General features: G+C 64.2%; 21 protein-coding genes. 15 read left to right on the top strand and 6 right to left on the bottom strand.

Annotated features, from left to right (window positions below):
• The first annotated feature begins 121 nt into the window (after positions 1–121).
• From phnG to N1058_RS23020, 15 genes are all read left to right on the top strand, one after another.
• Complete coding sequence (gene phnG, locus N1058_RS23090) at positions 122–580, top strand: phosphonate C-P lyase system protein PhnG (RefSeq protein WP_265519940.1); 459 nt, start codon at positions 122–124, stop codon at positions 578–580.
• Positions 580–1,191 carry a phosphonate C-P lyase system protein PhnH gene (gene phnH / locus N1058_RS23085; protein ID WP_265519939.1) on the top strand — a complete coding sequence of 204 codons (612 nt, stop codon included), beginning with the start codon at positions 580–582 and terminating at the stop codon, positions 1,189–1,191. The genes phnG and phnH overlap by 1 nt, the downstream gene beginning before the upstream one ends.
• A gap of 3 nt (positions 1,192–1,194) precedes the next feature.
• On the top strand, positions 1,195–2,304 hold the full coding sequence (locus N1058_RS23080) for a carbon-phosphorus lyase complex subunit (RefSeq protein WP_265519938.1): 1,110 nt from the start codon (positions 1,195–1,197) through the stop codon (positions 2,302–2,304).
• Positions 2,301–2,720, top strand: a complete 420-nt coding sequence (gene fosX / locus N1058_RS23075) for a FosX/FosE/FosI family fosfomycin resistance hydrolase (protein WP_265519937.1) — start codon at positions 2,301–2,303, stop codon at positions 2,718–2,720. Before N1058_RS23080 ends, fosX begins: the two co-directional genes overlap by 4 nt.
• Positions 2,717–3,610, top strand: coding sequence for an alpha-D-ribose 1-methylphosphonate 5-phosphate C-P-lyase PhnJ (locus N1058_RS23070; protein WP_265519936.1), 894 nt, complete (start codon positions 2,717–2,719; stop codon positions 3,608–3,610). Before fosX ends, N1058_RS23070 begins: the two co-directional genes overlap by 4 nt.
• Positions 3,611–3,806: 196 nt before the next feature.
• Positions 3,807–4,583, top strand: a complete 777-nt coding sequence (gene phnK / locus N1058_RS23065) for a phosphonate C-P lyase system protein PhnK (protein WP_265519935.1) — start codon at positions 3,807–3,809, stop codon at positions 4,581–4,583.
• 2 nt (positions 4,584–4,585) lie between these two features.
• Positions 4,586–5,290 (top strand): phosphonate C-P lyase system protein PhnL, encoded by a 705-nt coding sequence (gene phnL / locus N1058_RS23060; RefSeq protein ID WP_265519934.1) that lies wholly within the window; start codon positions 4,586–4,588, stop codon positions 5,288–5,290.
• On the top strand, positions 5,287–5,901 hold the full coding sequence (locus tag N1058_RS23055; protein WP_265519933.1) for a DapH/DapD/GlmU-related protein: 615 nt from the start codon (positions 5,287–5,289) through the stop codon (positions 5,899–5,901). Before phnL ends, N1058_RS23055 begins: the two co-directional genes overlap by 4 nt.
• 259 nt (positions 5,902–6,160) lie before the next feature.
• On the top strand, positions 6,161–6,472 hold the full coding sequence (locus N1058_RS23050; RefSeq protein WP_265519950.1) for a (2Fe-2S)-binding protein: 312 nt from the start codon (positions 6,161–6,163) through the stop codon (positions 6,470–6,472).
• Entirely contained in the window at positions 6,438–6,923 is a 486-nt protein-coding gene (gene bfr, locus N1058_RS23045) for a bacterioferritin (protein ID WP_265519932.1), read from the top strand. The genes N1058_RS23050 and bfr overlap by 35 nt, the downstream gene beginning before the upstream one ends.
• A gap of 105 nt (positions 6,924–7,028) precedes the next feature.
• Entirely contained in the window at positions 7,029–7,388 is a 360-nt protein-coding gene (locus N1058_RS23040) for an ArsR/SmtB family transcription factor (protein WP_265519931.1), read from the top strand.
• Positions 7,385–7,870, top strand: a complete 486-nt coding sequence (locus N1058_RS23035; RefSeq protein WP_265519930.1) for an SRPBCC family protein — start codon at positions 7,385–7,387, stop codon at positions 7,868–7,870. The genes N1058_RS23040 and N1058_RS23035 overlap by 4 nt, the downstream gene beginning before the upstream one ends.
• Positions 7,867–8,415 (top strand): SRPBCC family protein, encoded by a 549-nt coding sequence (locus tag N1058_RS23030; RefSeq protein ID WP_265519929.1) that lies wholly within the window; start codon positions 7,867–7,869, stop codon positions 8,413–8,415. Before N1058_RS23035 ends, N1058_RS23030 begins: the two co-directional genes overlap by 4 nt.
• A 75-nt stretch (positions 8,416–8,490) precedes the next feature.
• Positions 8,491–8,898: a VOC family protein gene (locus N1058_RS23025; protein ID WP_274709387.1), complete on the top strand. Its 408-nt coding sequence runs from the start codon at positions 8,491–8,493 to the stop codon at positions 8,896–8,898.
• Positions 8,895–9,260 (top strand): VOC family protein, encoded by a 366-nt coding sequence (locus tag N1058_RS23020; protein ID WP_265519928.1) that lies wholly within the window; start codon positions 8,895–8,897, stop codon positions 9,258–9,260. Before N1058_RS23025 ends, N1058_RS23020 begins: the two co-directional genes overlap by 4 nt.
• 9 nt (positions 9,261–9,269) lie before the next feature.
• On the opposite strand, the gene N1058_RS23015 is transcribed toward N1058_RS23020, so the two are convergent.
• From N1058_RS23015 to N1058_RS22990, 6 genes are all read right to left on the bottom strand, one after another.
• Positions 9,270–9,806 carry a GNAT family N-acetyltransferase gene (locus N1058_RS23015; protein WP_265519927.1) on the bottom strand — a complete coding sequence of 179 codons (537 nt, stop codon included), beginning with the start codon at positions 9,804–9,806 and terminating at the stop codon, positions 9,270–9,272.
• Positions 9,803–11,041, bottom strand: coding sequence for a bifunctional phosphopantothenoylcysteine decarboxylase/phosphopantothenate--cysteine ligase CoaBC (gene coaBC, locus N1058_RS23010; RefSeq protein WP_265519926.1), 1,239 nt, complete (start codon positions 11,039–11,041; stop codon positions 9,803–9,805). Before coaBC ends, N1058_RS23015 begins: the two co-directional genes overlap by 4 nt.
• Before the next feature lie 107 nt (positions 11,042–11,148).
• Entirely contained in the window at positions 11,149–12,723 is a 1,575-nt protein-coding gene (gene ubiB, locus N1058_RS23005; RefSeq protein ID WP_265519925.1) for a 2-polyprenylphenol 6-hydroxylase, read from the bottom strand.
• Between the two features lies 1 nt (position 12,724).
• Complete coding sequence (gene ubiE, locus N1058_RS23000; protein WP_265519924.1) at positions 12,725–13,501, bottom strand: bifunctional demethylmenaquinone methyltransferase/2-methoxy-6-polyprenyl-1,4-benzoquinol methylase UbiE; 777 nt, start codon at positions 13,499–13,501, stop codon at positions 12,725–12,727.
• A gap of 119 nt (positions 13,502–13,620) precedes the next feature.
• Positions 13,621–13,932 (bottom strand): hypothetical protein, encoded by a 312-nt coding sequence (locus N1058_RS22995; protein ID WP_265519923.1) that lies wholly within the window; start codon positions 13,930–13,932, stop codon positions 13,621–13,623.
• Positions 13,933–14,149: 217 nt separating this feature from the next.
• Positions 14,150–14,809 (bottom strand): peroxiredoxin, encoded by a 660-nt coding sequence (locus tag N1058_RS22990; RefSeq protein ID WP_265519922.1) that lies wholly within the window; start codon positions 14,807–14,809, stop codon positions 14,150–14,152.
• Between the last annotated feature and the right edge of the window lie 489 nt (positions 14,810–15,298).

Genomic DNA, 15,298 nt, shown 5'->3' with positions numbered 1-15,298 from the left:
TCGTGCTCCAGGAAAACCCCGCCTTGTCACAGTCCCGTCATGGACAGGAACTAGGAAAGGACTATAATTTGTATGGTTGTCTATAACAATAGATGAATTAACGAAAGACGAGGAGAACCGGATGGCCGAACCCGAACAATCCCAGTTTTCCAGGCGTGAGGCGATGGCGGTGCTTGCGAGGGCGCCGGAGGACCGCGTCTTGGCGCTGTTTGCCGCAAGCGGTTTGCCGGAAGCGGCGACACCCCTGCGGGGGCCGGAAACCGGCCTGGTGGCGCTGCGCGGGCGGATCGGCGGCGGCGGTGCCGCCTTCAATTTCGGCGAAGCGACGGTGACGCGGGCCAGCGTGAAGCTGCCGACGGGCGAAGTCGGTCATTCCTATGCGCTTGGGCGGGCGCGGGAGAAGGCGCGGATTGCGGCGGTGATCGACGCGCTGGCGCAAAAGCCAGAGAACCGGGCGCGGGTCGCCGACGCGATCCTTGCGCCGCTTCGTGCGGAGCAGCGCGAGACCGATGGCCGGCGCCGCGAGGAGACGGCGGCCACGCAGGTCGACTTCTTCACCATGACCCGAGGAGAGGACTGATGGATTTCGAGGCCCTTGCGATGGAAGGCGGGTTCGCGCGGCCGGTGCTGGAGGCGCAGTCCGCGTTTCGGGCGCTGATGGATGCGCTGGCGCGGCCCGGCACAAGCATGGCCGGCTTTCCCGTGCCCGGCCCGCCCGCTCCCCTTTCGCCGGAAGCGGGCGCAGTGGCGCTGGCGCTTTGCGACCCGGACACGCCGATCTGGCTGGATGCGGCCATGCGCGAGGAAAACGCGGTTGCCGCCTGGCTCGGCTTCCACACCGGCGCGCCCATCGTTGCGCATGCGGCGGAGGCGCATTTCGCCTTCGTGGCCGATCCCGGAGATCTGATCGGGCTCGAGAACTTCGCACAGGGCAGCCAGGACTATCCGGACCGGTCGGCGACGCTGGTGCTGCAGGTGGCGAGCCTTGAGGGCGGGCCGGCGCTGCGGCTCGCCGGGCCCGGCATCGAAACGGAAAGGGCAATCGCGCCGCGACCGCTGCCCCGGCACTTTGCGCGCCAATGGGAACAGAACAATGCGCGGTTTCCGCGCGGCATCGACGTGCTGCTGGTCTGCCGGGAAGGGCTGATCGGGCTGCCGCGCACCGTGCGCATCCACCAACAGGAGGGCTGAGCCATGTATGTCGCGGTGAAGGGCGGCGAGGCCGCCATCGAAAACGCACACCGGCTGCTGGCAGACCGGAGGCGCGGGCCGCGCGACGTGCCGGCACTGACGCTGGAGCAGATCGCGGGCCAGCTTGCGCTGGCGGTCGACCGGGTGATGGCGGAAGGCTCGCTCTACGATGCCGGGCTTGCCGCGCTCGCCATCAAGCAGGCGCGCGGCGACATGATCGAGGCGATCTTCCTCCTGCGCGCCTACCGCACCACCCTGCCCCGCTTCGGCTATTCGAAGCCGATGGACACCGGCGCGATGCTGGTGGAGCGGCGCATCTCGGCCACCTACAAGGATCTGCCGGGCGGGCAGCTGCTGGGCCCCACCTTCGACTATACCCACCGGTTGCTCGACCCCGACCTTGCGGGCGATGACATGCCGGAACAGCCCGAGCGCCGCGAGGGAGCGGCAGAAGAGAGCCGTATGCCTCGGGTGACGGAGATACTGGCCGGCGAGGGACTTGTGGAGCCGGACGGCGCGCTGCCCGATAGCACGGAGCCTGCCGATATAACCCGCACGCCGCCCGAGTTTCCGCAGGGGCGCGACGCGCGCCTGCAGGCGCTGTCGCGGGGCGACGAGGGCTTCCTTCTGGCGCTCGGCTATTCTACCCAGCGCGGCTATGCGCGCAGCCATCCCTTCGCCGGCGAAATACGCATTGGGGAGGTGGAGATCGAGCTCGACGTTCCCGAGCTGGACTTTCCCGTGCCGCTCGGCCGCATCCGCGTGACCGAGTGCCAGATGATCAACCAGTTCAAGGGCTCCGCCAAGGCGCCGCCGCAGTTCACCCGCGGCTATGGCCTGGTCTTCGGCCAATCCGAGCGCAAGGCGATGGCGATGGCGCTGTGCGACCGGGCGCTGAGGGCGAAGGAGCTGGGCGAAGACGTCGTCGCCCCCGCCCAGGACGAGGAATTCGTGATCTCGCACTCCGACAATGTGCAGGCGACCGGCTTCGTCGAGCATCTGAAGCTGCCGCATTATGTGGACTTCCAGGCCGAGCTCGGCCTGGTGCGACAGATGCGGCGCGAATTCGAGGAGCGGAAACAGACATCCACGGTCAAGGAGGCGGCGGAATGATCGAGGGGCTTTCACACATGACCTTCGTCGTGCGCGATCTCGGCCGGATGAGCGAAATCCTCACCGGCGTGCTCGGCGCCCGGCAAGTCTACTCCAGCGAAGACCAGATCTTCTCGCTGAGCCGCGAGAAGTTCTTCCTCGTTGGCGATATCTGGATCGCCATCATGGAGGGCGAGCCGCTGCCAGCGAGAACCTACAACCACATCGCCTTCAAGATCGACGAGGCGGATTTCGACACCTGTGTCGAGCGCATTCAAAGGCTGGGACTGGAGATGCGTCCCCCTCGTCCGCGCGTCGAGGGCGAGGGCCGCTCCATCTATTTCTACGACCAGGACAACCACATGTTCGAGCTGCACACCGGCACGCTGGCGGAGCGGTTGGAACGCTATGCCAAAGGCAGGGAGGCGGCGGAATGAACGCGCATGCCGAGAATATCGCTCAGTACAACTTCGCCTATCTGGACGAGCAGACCAAGCGGATGATCCGCCGGGCGATCCTCAAAGCAATCGCCATCCCGGGCTATCAGGTGCCGTTCGCCAGCCGCGAGATGCCGATGCCCTATGGCTGGGGCACGGGCGGCGTGCAGGTGACGGCTTCCATCATCGGGCCGGACGACGTGTTGAAGGTGATCGACCAGGGTTCGGACGACACGACCAATGCCGTCTCCATCCGCGCCTTCTTCCAGAAGGTGGCGGAGGTGGCAGTGACCACCGAAACCGGGAAGGCGAGCATCATCCAGACGCGCCACCGCATACCCGAGGAACCGCTGAAAGCGGGCCAGGTGCTGGTCTATCAGGTGCCCATCCCCGAACCCCTGCGCTTTCTGGAACCGCGCGAGACGGAGACACGCAAGATGCACGCGCTGGAGGAATACGGCCTCATGCATGTGAAGCTCTACGAGGACATCGCCCAGCACGGCCACATCGCCACCACCTATGCTTATCCGGTGAAGGTGGAAGGACGCTATGTGATGGACCCTTCGCCGACGCCGAAATTCGACAATCCGAAAATGCACATGTCAGCCGCGCTGCAGCTTTTCGGAGCGGGCCGCGAGAAACGCATCTACGCCATACCGCCCTATACACGGGTGGAAAGCCTCGATTTCGAGGATCACCCGTTCGAAGTCCAGACCTTCGACCAGCCCTGCGCGCTGTGCGGCGGCGCGGGCGTCTATCTCGACGAGGTGGTGCTGGACGATGCAGGCGGGCGCATGTTCGTCTGCTCGGACACGGATTATTGCGAGAAGAGGCAGGCGGAGGGGCATGCCGGACCAACGGGATCGCCGGGTGAAGGAGAGGTTCAATGAACAAATGTCTTCGCGTATCGCACCCCCCTCTGCCCTGCCGGGCATCTCCCCCTCAAGGGGGGAGATTATCTCTTCATCGACGCCTCGTCTCTTTCGGACGTCGTCGATGCCAGCTAATCTCCCCCCTTGAGGGGGAGATGTCCGGCAGGACAGAGGGGGGTATCCCGCGCTGCTTCATATCCGGAGGAGCCGCCCAATGACCGCCCAACCCCTTTTCACCGTCCGCTCGGTCTCGAAATTCTACGGCAACCGCATCGGCTGCGAGGACATCTCCTTCGATCTCTGGCCGGGTGAGGTGCTGGCGGTGGTGGGCGAGTCCGGTTCGGGCAAGACCACGCTGCTCAATTGCCTGTCGACCCGGCTGCTGCCGACATCGGGCGTTGTCTCCTACCGTATGCGCGACGGCACGTCCCGCGACCTTTACCGGATGAGCGAGGCGGAGCGGCGGTTCTTGATGCGGACCGATTGGGGATTCGTGCACCAGAACCCGGCAGACGGCCTGCGCATGACGGTCTCGGCCGGCGCCAATGTGGGCGAGCGCCTGATGGCGCTGGGCGACCGGCATTACGGGCAGATCCGGGCCACGGCGACCGACTGGCTGGGGCGCGTCGAGATCGCCGGGGACCGGGTGGACGACCAGCCGCGCGCCTTTTCCGGCGGCATGCGCCAGCGCCTGCAGATCGCGCGCAACCTGGTGACGGGACCCCGGCTGATGTTCATGGACGAGCCCACCGGCGGGCTCGACGTATCGGTGCAGGCGCGCCTGCTCGACCTGCTGCGCGGGCTTGTGCAGGACATGGGGCTGGCGGCCATCGTGGTGACCCACGATCTGGCCGTGGCCCGGCTCCTGTCGCACCGCATGATCGTGATGAAGGAGGGGCGCGTGGTGGAAACCGGCCTCACCGACCGGGTGCTGGACGACCCGCAGGCGCCCTACACGCAGCTTCTCGTTTCCTCGATCCTGCAGGTGTGACCATGACCACTCCGCTTGTCGTTTCCGAACTTTCCAAGACCTTCACCATGCATCTGCAGGGCGGCGTGCGCCTGCCGGTGGTCGAAAACGTCTCCTTTGCCGTCAGGGCGGGCGAGTGCGCGGTGCTGGGCGGCCCGTCAGGCGCCGGCAAGAGCTCGATCCTGAAGATGGTCTACGGCAATTACGCGGCCGATGCCGGCCAGATCATCGTGACCCATGACGGCGCGCTGGTGGATTTGGCGACCGCCGATCCGCGCACGGTCATCGATGTGCGGCGGCGCACGGTCGGCTATGTCAGCCAGTTCCTGCGCGTGGTGCCGCGCGTTTCAGCGCTCGACATCGTCGCCGAGCCGGCGATTGCCGAAGGCATCGAGCCGGAAGCCGCGCGGACGAGAGCGGCGGCGATGCTGGCGCGGCTCAACCTGCCGGAGCGCCTGTGGCGGCTGCCGCCGGCGACCTTTTCCGGCGGCGAGCAGCAGCGCGTGAACATCGCGCGCGGCTTCATCACCGCGCATCCCATCCTGCTGCTCGACGAGCCGACGGCCTCGCTCGACCGGGCCAACAGGCAGGTGGTGGTGGAGATGATCGCAGAGAAGAAGGCGGCGGGAACGGCGCTGCTCGGCATCTTCCACGACCAGGATGTGCGCGAGCAGGTGGCCGACAGCATCATCGACGTCACCGAATTCGCGCCGGCGAGGGCGGCATGACGCGGCTCTCCGAAAAGCCGCTGGTGCACGAGACGGCGGAAGTGACCGGCTCCACGCTCGGCCGCTTCACCGAAATCGCGGAACGGTGCCGGGTGCATGAAACCGTGCTTGGGGACTATTCCTACATGATGCAGGATTGCAGCGCCTGGTGCGCCATGATCGGCAAGTTCGCCAATATCGCCTCGGCCGTGCGCTTCAACGCGACCAACCATCCCACATGGCGCGCGACGCTGCACCATTTCACCTATCGCGCCGGCGACTATTGGGACGATGCGACCGACGAGGCGGAATTCTTCGACTGGCGGCGGAGCAACATGGTGACGATCGGGCACGATACGTGGTTCGGCCATGGCTCGACGGTGTTGCCGGGGGTGACGGTGGGCCACGGTGCGGTGGTTGGGGCGGGCGCGGTCGTCAGCAAGGATGTGGCGCCCTACACCATCGTCGGCGGCGTGCCGGGGCGCGTCATCCGGCCGCGTTTCGCCAGCAAGGTGGCGGAGCGCTTCCTGGAGCTTGCCTGGTGGGACTGGGATCATGAGAGGCTGCGGAGCGCGCTCGACGATTTTCGGATGCTTTCTGCGGAAGCATTTCTTGAGAAGCACGGGGGGTAAGCGACGCGGTCGCCGCGTCCTTTTGCCCCAGCGCGTCACTTATCTTGACAGACAATCTCAAGAAGGGTTGTTATGGGCCCGTCCAAAAGGACGCGTTCGCAGATGTCTGGGCCTTGAACCCTTTCCATTGAAGAGCGCCATGCCCAAATAAGGATGAAGCCGCCGGTGCGGCGCTGCCTTGGGCTGGTCTTTTCCCGGAAATCATTTGTCCAGCCCTGCAAGCGCAGGCTCCCAGGCTTTTGAACCCAAGGGCGAAGGAATGCTTGTCTGTCAGTGCAACATCATTACGCAGAAGGAACTCGACGCGCAGGTTCGCGCCATGCTCGACGAGGATCCCTGGCAGCTGATCGTTCCCGCCAAGGTTTATCACGCGATGGCCAAGCGCGGCCGGTGTTGCGGTTGCTTCCCAAATGTGGTGGAAACAATCATTCGGGTAACCGAAGATTACCACAGCCACGCGCAAGAGGGCGAAGCCAGTGTGGTGACGCATCTCGACCGCGTTCGCGCGTTGCGCGAAAAGTTCGGGAGCAAATTCAATGAAAGGCGACCCAAAGGTCATCGAGCGGCTTAACGAGGCTCTTTTTCTGGAGCTCGGCGCCGTCAACCAGTATTGGCTTCACTATCGCCTGCTGGAGGATTGGGGATACACCAAGCTTGCCGCCAAGGAGCGGGCCGAATCCATCGAGGAGATGCATCATGCCGACAAGCTGGTGGAGCGCATCATTTTCCTCGAAGGCCATCCCAATCTCCAAAATGTCGGGGCCTTGCGCATCGGCCAGAACGTGAAAGAGGTCCTGGAGGCCGATCTCGCGGGTGAGTACGATGCGCGCGCCTCCTACAAGGACTCGCGCGACATCTGTAACAATGCCGGCGACTACGTGTCGATGAAGCTCTTCGAGGAGCTTCTCGCCGACGAGGAAGGCCATATCGACTTCCTGGAAACCCAGCTCGAGCTGCTGGACACTATCGGCGTGGAGAAATACGGCCAGCTCAACGCCGGATCGGCCGAAGAGAGCGAATAGGCTCCCCTGCATAGTTGAAAAGGCGCCCGATGCGGCGCCTTTTTCTTTTCGCAGTTATTATACCATGTGGTTGACTTTTGAGGCCGGGCCGATATTATAAACCATATGGTTGATCATCAGGAAGCAACGCTCGACACGGTCTTTCAAGCGCTCGCCGACAGCACGCGGCGGGCGATGCTGAGGACATTGGCCGAGGACGGGGAAAAGAGCGTCAGCGCCCTTGCCTCCCCCTATTCCATGACGCTGGCGGGCGCCTCCAAGCATGTGAAGGTGCTGGAGGCGGCGGGGCTGGTGCGCAGGCGCGTGGAAGGCCGCATTCACTACTGCCGTTTGGAGGCGGCGCGCATGGCCGAGGCAGAGGCCTGGCTGCGCTATTACGAGCGCTTCTGGACCCGCCGGCTCGACACGCTGGAAGCGCTGCTCAAGGCCGAGGACGAACAGGCAGGAGAAGGAAAGAGGCTATGACGCGCAGGACCTTCGCCGTAGAAGTCATCCGCTACTTTGATTTTCCCCCCGAGCGCGTCTTTGACGCCTGGCTCGACCCCGATAGGATACGCGCCTGGTCCGAAATGGCGCTGGACGAGAACGGCCTGCCCGCCGATGTCCGGCGCGTGGAGGTGGATGCCCGAATAGGCGGCCGTTTCACCTTCTCCGACATGCGGCCGGAAGGGGAGGCCGTGCACTGGGGCACCTATCTCGCGATCGACCGCCCGCGGAAGCTGGTGTTCACCTGGTTCACCTCCGAAGAGGAGGAGATGGAGAACAACTCCACCGTGACGGTGACCTTCGAGTCCGCCGGCACGGGCTGCACCGTCACGCTCGTCCACGAGATGGACCCCAAATGGGCCCAATACGAAAAGCAGGTGGAGAAGGGCTGGGGCGCAATGCTCGACATGCAGGCGCGGTTGCTCGTCGAGGAAGACAAGCCCTTTGGAGGATATTCATGAGCCAGCCCGATCCGGACGCCTACGGCGTCATGACCGCGCCCGACACGGTGCGTTTCGAACGCCTGCTGCCCGGGCCCGCCGAGCGCGTCTGGGCCTACCTGACGGAGGCCGACAAGCGCAGGCAATGGCTTGCCGGCGGTGAGATGGAGCTGAAGGCCGGCGGGAAAGCGGAATTGCTGTTCAAGCATTCCGAGTTCACGGACGAGCCCGCGCCGGAAAAATACGCGGAAATGAACACGCAGGGATTCCTCTCGCCGCACCGCATCACCGAAATAGACCCGCCGCGACTGCTCGCCATGACCTGGCCGGGCGAAGACACGGAAAGCGAAGTGGTTTTCGAGCTGTTTCCGGAAGGCGACAAGGTGCGGCTGATCGTGACCCACAAGCGCCTGGCCCGGCGGGACGAAATGGCCAATGTGTCGAGCGGCTGGCACGCCCATCTGGAAGTGCTGGAAACCACGCTGCAAGGCGGCGGCGCCAACCGCTTCTGGTCGCGGATCCCCGAACTGGAGAAGATGTACAGCGGCAGGTTTGCCGCCGATTGAACCATTGATGGACGCCGGGCGTGACGCCTCGGCCATCCATCTTGTCCAACCGAGTTCCAGAGACAGGCAAACGCCATGCTGACGATCCCCCTCACCAGCGTCATGGTCGACGACCAGGCCAAGGCGGAAAAATTCTATACGGAGGTCCTGGGCTTCGTGAAGAAGCAGGACTTTCCCGCCGGCGGGGCGCGGTGGCTGACCGTGGTATCACCCGCCGGTCCGGATGGCGTCGAGCTGCTGCTGGAGCCGGCCGGCTATCCCTTCGCCAGAGACTACCAGAAGGCGCTGTTCGACGCCGAGATCGCCTTCACGGCGTTTGGCTGCGACGATGTGCAGGCCGAATATGACCGCATGAGGAAGCTGGGCGTGACGTTTCGCGGCGAGCCCGCCCGCATGGGAGAGAACATGCCGCCGATGGCCGTGTTCGAGGACACCTGCGGCAACCTGATCCAGATATTCGAGACGAGCCAGGAGGAAAAATGAGACCGAGCTTCAAGGGCGGACGCAATATTGCGATGAAAGTGCCGCCGCATCAGTATGACCGGACGGTCGCCTTCTACCGCGACGTGATCGGGCTCGAGCAGATCGAGGAGCTGCTGCCGGCGGTCGGCTTCCGGTTCGGCCACAACCAGCTCTGGATCGACAAGGCGCCGGCGATGAGCCAGGCGGAACTGTGGCTCGAACTGACCACCGACGACACCGCGGCGGCGGCGGAGCACCTCGAAAAGGCAGGCATAGCCCGCTGCGACGAGATCGAGGCGCTGGGCGAGAATTTCGACGGGTTCTGGATTTCAAGCCCGGCTTCGATCATCCATCTGGTCGATGGCGCGAAGGGATCGTGGTGATCGGGGCGCTCAGCCGTTCGGCGTAGCGGTTTCGAGCGCCAGCACGAGGATGGGCTTTTCCTTGTAGATCGTGCGCGCGGTCTCGCGGAATCCGAGGCGGGCGGCGAGCTTGAGCGACCGGCCGTTCTCTTCGTCCACGATGCAGGTGACGGGCAGATGCGGGTGGGTCTTCGAACGCCAGCCGATCACGGCCTCCATGGCCTCAAGAGCAAAGCCCCTGCCCTGTGCATCGGGCGCGAAGGACCAGCCGGCCTCCATCGTGCCGTCGAGGCTCGGTTCCAGTTCGCGGCGCATGTCGTGGAAGCCGACATCGCCGATCAGCCGGCCAGTCGCCTGGTCCTCCACCGCCCAATAGCCGAACCCCATCAAAGCCCACATGCCCGGCTTCATCAGAAGCTTGCGCCAGGCCTCGGCGCGATCCTGCGTGGGGCTGATGTAGCGGGCGACGTCCGGATGGGTCCACAGGGCGAAGAGCGCATCGAAATCCTCGGCCCGGTGTGCGCGCAGGAGGAGGCGTGGGGTTTCCAGCGTGGGCGCCGATGTCATTTCGGCTGCCCGGCCAGCTTTTCCGAAACGAGGAGGGCCAATCTTTCGGCGACTTCTTCCTTGTCGAGCTCGGGCCAGGCTTCCTCGCCATCGCGGGAAACGATGACGACGCGATTGCGCGCGCCGCCCATGACGCCCTTGTTGCCGACGCCGCTGTCGTGGGAGACATCGTTGGCCACGATGATATCCGCGCCCTTCTTGTCGAGCTTCTTGCGGGCGTTCTCGACGACATTCCGCGTTTCGGCCGCAAAGCCGACGACGAGGCGCGGGCGCTTTTCATGATGGCCGACGCCGGCAAGGATGTCGGGATTTTCCACCAGCGCCAGCGCGGGAGCGCCTGCCCCCTTCTGCTTCTTGATCTTGTCCGCCGTCTCGTTCTCGGGGCGCCAGTCGGCGACGGCAGCCACGAAGACGCCCGCATCGGCGGGCAGCAGCGCTTCCACGGCCTCGCGCATTTCGCGCGCGCTCTCGATGCGGGTGACGGTCACACCGGCGGGGTCGGGGATCGAGACCGGGCCGGAGACGAGCCGAACATCGGCGCCAAGCCGCGCCAGAGCAGCGGCGATGGCGTGGCCCTGCCTGCCCGAGGAGCGGTTGGCGATATAGCGCACGGGGTCGATCGGCTCATGGGTCGGGCCGGAGGTGACGACGACCCGCTTGCCGGCGAGCGGCTTCGGCGCGCTGTCCAGCAGGGTTTCGATGGCGGCAACGATCTCCAAGGGCTCGGCCATGCGGCCTTCGCCGGCCTCCCCGCTTTCGGCCATCTCGCCGCTGTTGGGGCCGATGAAGCGGATACCATCTTCCAGTAGCGCGGCATGATTGCGCCGGGTTGCCGGGTGCGCCCACATGGCCGGGTTCATGGCCGGCGCGAAGAGCACCGGGGAGCCGGCGGCCAGCAGGATGGTGGAGGCCAGATCGTTGGCCAACCCGTTGGCAAGCTTTGCCATGAGATCGGCGGTGGCCGGAGCAACCACGATCAGGTCCGCCTCGCGCGCAAGCCTTATGTGTCCCACATCCTGCTCGTCCTGCCTGTCGAACAGGTCAGTGAAGACATGATCGGCGGCAAGCGCGCCGACGGAAAGCGGGGTCACGAATTCCCGCGCGGCGGCCGTCATCACCGGGCGGACCGAAGCCCCACGCTCGCGCAATCGGCGGATGAGATCGAGGCACTTGTAAGCCGCTATGCCACCGCCGATGACGAGGAGAATGCGCTTGCCGGAAAGAGATGCGGTCATGGCCGAAAGCTGCCTCATGCTGGCTTGAGGGCGGGTTCGATATCGGTATGGCTGAAATCCACGCCCTTGAAAAGAAGCGGCAGGCCGCATTCCGTGGTCGACGACCGTCAGCCAAGCTGCCATGCGATGGCGGCGAGCGCTATGGCGATGGCCCACAGGGCAATGCGGCCGGAGCGGGTGTGGCGGGCTTCGGCCCTGCCGATGGCTTCTGCCGTGCCGGCATCGAAACGCAGGCCCTTTACGGCCATCTCGTCGATCTCCCGCGAGAGGCGCTCGGTGCGGGCGGCGATTTCGGGTGCCTGACGGGCGAGCGAGGCGACAGCGGCAAGTCCGTCGCGGGCGTCGGTCACGATGCCGCGGGGCCCAAGATTGGCGGCGATCCAGTCGGAGACGACGGGTTCCGATGCCTTCCACATGTTGAAATGCGGGTCGAGCGTGCGCGACACGCCCTCCACGACCACCATCGTCTTCTGCAGCAGCAGCAGCTCGGGGCGAGCCTGCATGTCGAAGAGCTCCGTCACCTCGAACAAGAGCGTGAGGAGGCGCGCCATCGAGATGGTTTCGGCGGACTGGCCGTGGATCGGCTCGCCAATGGCCCTGAGCGCCTGGGCAAAGGCGGCGACATCGTGATGCGGCGGCACATAACCCGCCTCGAAATGCACCTCCGCGACACGGCGGAAATCGCGCGTGATGAAGCCGTAGAGGATTTCGGCGAGGAAGCGGCGCTCCTTCTTGCGGACCCGACCGACAATGCCGAAATCGACGGCGACGATGGTGCCGTCCGCCTCGACGAACAGATTGCCGGGATGCATGTCGGCGTGAAAGAAACCGTCCCGTAGCGTGTGGCGCAGGAACGACTGGATGAGGACGGTGGCAAGGTTCTCAAGGTCGTGGCCGGCTGCCTTCAGCGCCTCGACATCCGACATCTTGACGCCGTCGATCCATTCGAGCGTCAGGACATCGCGCCCGGTGCGCTGCCAGTCGACCCAGGGCACCCGGAAGCCCGGATCGCCCTTCGTGTTCTCATGCAGCTCGGAAATGGCCGCTGCCTCGAGGCGCAGATCCATCTCGATCTTGGTGGTTTGCGCCAGCGTCCGGGTCACTTCCACGGGCCGCAGGCGGCGGGCGGCAGCAATGTAGCGCTCCTGCAGGCGGGCGGCCAGGAAATAGCTTTCCAGATCGTTGTAGAAGCGGCGGCGGACGCCGGGCCTGATCACCTTGACGGCGACGCGCTCCCTGTTGCCTTCGCGCATAATGCTGGCGGGGTGGACCTGGGCGATGGAGGCGGCGGCGACCGGCGAGCCGAAATCAAGGTAGAGGTCGTCGACATTCCGGCCGAGGGACGCCTCGATGGCGCTGCGGGCCTGCGTCTCGGGGAATGTCTCCATCCGGTCCTGCAGGCTTGCCAGGTCGTAAGCCATTTCACGGCCGACGACATCAGGCCGGGTGGCGAGGAACTGGCCGAGCTTGACGTAGGACGGCCCCAGCCGGTCGACAGCGATGGCAAGCCGCTCGGGCCGGTCGCGGCGGGCCGAGCGGCGGCGCGACATGAGCCGCGCCAGGCGCCAACTGAAACGCGGCATACCTTCGAGCTGGTCGCCGGGCAAAGCGGCGATAACGCCCTCACGCACGAGAATCCAGCCACCGCGCGCAAGGCGGAGATATGCGCCGACAGTGCTCAAATCAGATTTTCCAGCCTGAATGCAGCGCGGCGATGCCGCCGGAATAGTCCCGCCAGGAAACACGGCCAAAGCCCGCGACCTCGATCATGGTAGCGAAATTCCTCTGGTTGGGGAATTTTCGGATCGATTCCACCAGATACCGGTAAGATTCGCGGTCCCCCGTCACGGCCTGGCCGATGCGCGGGATGACGTGGAAGGACCACTGGTCGTAAACCTTGTCGAGCAACGGCATGTCAACATCGGAAAATTCCAGGCACATGAAACGGCCGCCGGGGCGCAGGACACGATAAGCCTCGGCCAGAGCCACGTCGATATGCGGCACGTTGCGAATGCCGAAAGCGATCGTGTAGGCGTCGAAGGTGTTGTCCGCAAAAGGCAGATCCTCCGCATTGGCCTCTACGAAGGTGAGGTTGGCGGCGATGCCTTTTTTCGCGCCCCGCTCACGGCCGACGCCCAGCATCGAGCCGTTGATGTCGAGCACGGTGACGTGGGCGTTGCCTTTCGAGGCTTCGACGATGCGGAAGGCGATGTCGCCGGTGCCGCCGGCAACGTCCAGTGCCTTGAAGCCCGGTCTCCTGGGCGGGTTGAGCCAGCTCACCATGCCGTCTTTCCACAGCCGGTGAAGGCCGCCCGACATGAGATCGTTCATCAGGTCGTAGCGGCCGGCCACCCGGTGGAACACCTCGTTGACCAGGCCCTGCTTCTCGCCCTCGCCGACGCTGCGGAAGCCGAAAGCCGTCTCCATACCGCTCGCCGCGGTTGTGCGCTCGTCAGACATTGCTCGCCTTTTTTCAAATCGGCGCGACCATAGCGGATAGGCCTGGCGCGCGCTATCGCGAATAGCTGCGATGTAGCGCCGCGCAAACGCAAAAAAAGACGGGGCGGACGGTCCTGCCCCTACAAGCTGTCCATCAGTTCGTTGGCTTCGACCTGCGGAGTGAGTTCCACTCCCCCGGATTGCTTGTCGTAGACACAAAAATAGGAATAGCGTGCTCCGTCAGGGCTGGATTTGCCGCTGACAACGGCGACACCGAAGCTCTCCGTGCCAGTATCGTGGACCCATGCGGTCGCTTCCGTGATGTTGTCGGGAACGGCGGCAATGCACTTCGTCTCGACATCCGCCCTGAATTCCTCCCAGGCGTCGGCAGAGGAAGCCGAGGCGGCGGCCGATGACAGCAACAGACAGGCGGTGACAACGAGTGGTTTCATGAAAAGGCTCCATCGGTAAAAACCCGGAGCCTAGTCACGATGATGGCCAATCAGTGGCCCTAACGGACGGAGGGCCGATTTACCTGACAGACGGGGCCATCTGTCGGATCAGACCACTAGATCAGTTCACCGTTCTACAGAAACGGTGAACTGATCCAACTATTTGATTTTGCGCGATTCCGGACGAAAGCCGGTTCCCACTTTTCCTGGAATTGCTCTAGGCAGTCGGCTGCCTGGTTTTCCTGAGATAAGGCAGAATCGTGTCGAAGGAACCGAAGCGCTTGACCGCGTCGTCGTTGGAAACCGCGGCGGTGATGATGACATCTTCGCCCTGTTTCCAGTTGGCCGGCGTCGCCACCTGGTGCTTGGCCGTCAATTGTATGGAATCGATGGCGCGGAGGATCTCATCGAAGTTGCGGCCGGTGGTCATCGGATAGGTGAGCACCAGCTTGATCTTCTTGTCGGGGCCGATGATGTAGACCGAGCGCACCGTCGCATTGTCGGCGGGCGTGCGGCCCTCAGCCGAATCGCCGGCATCGGCGGGCAGCATGTCGTAGAGCTTGGCCACCTTCAGGTCCTTGTCGCCGATCAGCGGGTAGTCGACCGCGTGACCGGTGGCCTTGGCGATGTCCTCCTTCCAGCGCTGGTGGTCCCCGACGGGATCGACCGAGATGCCGATGATCTTTACCCCACGCTTCTCGAACTCGCCGGCAAGGCCGGCCATTATGCCGAGCTCGGTGGTGCAGACGGGAGTGAAGTTCTTCGGATGGCTGAAGAGCACTGCCCAGCCATCGCCGATCCAGTCATGAAAGCTGATCGCGCCGTGAGTGGTTTCGGCCGTAAAATCCGGCGCAGTATCGTTGATACGCAAACCCATTCCAATCTCCCTAGTTTGGCCGTGGCAGCCAATCGGCCCAACGCCGATGGCAGACGGTGCGGACGAAACAGAAGAAGCCTGCTTCAGGTCAGGCTCCGCCTCGCCTCATTAATCTAATGATACGCCGTCTACATGTCAGCATTGAGCACGGCAGAGAATATAAAATGCCGCATGGAGAAACTGATTTCTCCATGCGGCGGGTACGAGGCAATATTTATCCGGAAAGCCAAAACGGAAGGGGCTCCAGGAACAGCCAGGGCTCTATAAGCACAAGCCCTTTATAACGATTCGCGCGAATGGCGGCACCATTCCCGCCTGCTCCGGGCGAAGCCGATCGCCAGGAGTTACGCGACCTGTACACACTTGAAGTTACCCATAAGTCCTTAGGTTGCAGTTTTCACTTGATCACGTGGAATCGGCCATGATTCCTTATCTGGCACCTTCAACAAACGGGGTGCGGACATGGGGAAGAGTTGGGTGGGCGAAGAA

Source organism: Nitratireductor luteus (genome assembly GCF_026162365.1).
Lineage (GTDB): Bacteria > Pseudomonadota > Alphaproteobacteria > Rhizobiales > Rhizobiaceae > Chelativorans > Chelativorans luteus.
Note: the sequence above shows the minus strand (reverse complement) of the source record. Positions and strands in the feature narration are given on the sequence as shown.